The sequence below is a fragment of the Chloracidobacterium sp. genome, assembly GCA_025057975.1.
Classification (GTDB): Bacteria; Acidobacteriota; Blastocatellia; order Chloracidobacteriales; family Chloracidobacteriaceae; genus Chloracidobacterium.
Genome location: JANWUV010000080.1, coordinates 1 through 511 on the forward strand (window position 1 = coordinate 1; position 511 = coordinate 511).

The 511-nt window shown below is 68.5% G+C and carries 1 protein-coding gene; it reads left to right on the plus strand.

All coding sequences use genetic code 11. The features are described 5' to 3' along the window. The coding region (locus tag NZ585_15195) for a tyrosine-type recombinase/integrase (protein MCS7081373.1) at positions 1 to 272 on the plus strand (272 nt) is incomplete at its 5' end. Positions 273 to 511: the final 239 nt, after the last annotated feature.

Sequence of the window (511 nt, forward strand, 5' to 3'; positions counted from 1 at the left end):
GCACGCACTTTGCTTCAGGATGGCACATGAGCATGGCGGGCGCGCTGGAGAGCCTGCAACGGCTGGGCGAGCGCGTGCTGGGGCGACACTTAGGCGCGCACGCGCTGCGCCGCGCGTTCGCCACCTGCGCGATTCGAAACGGGTGCGACTTAGAGACCCTGCGCCGCCTGCTGGGGCATACCAGCCTCGCCGTGCTACAACACTACGCGGCGCTGACCGACGCCGACCTGCAACACGCCCACCGCCAAGCGACCCCGCTGCGCGACCTGTAGGGCGCAGCGGGACGGGCTGACAGAATCCGCCGCGCATACGGCGTATTCTGCCCCGATTCTACCCCGCCCGCACAGTTTCGAGCGCCGCTTCGTAATTAAGTGCGCTATGACGGCGACAACAGGCGCGGAGTTATGCGCTGCGATTCGGCAGGCGCGTACGGCGCGAGGTTGGAGCCAGCCCCTGCTGGCGCGGCTGGCGCGGGTGAGCAGCCACATCATCACGCACATCGAGCGGGGCG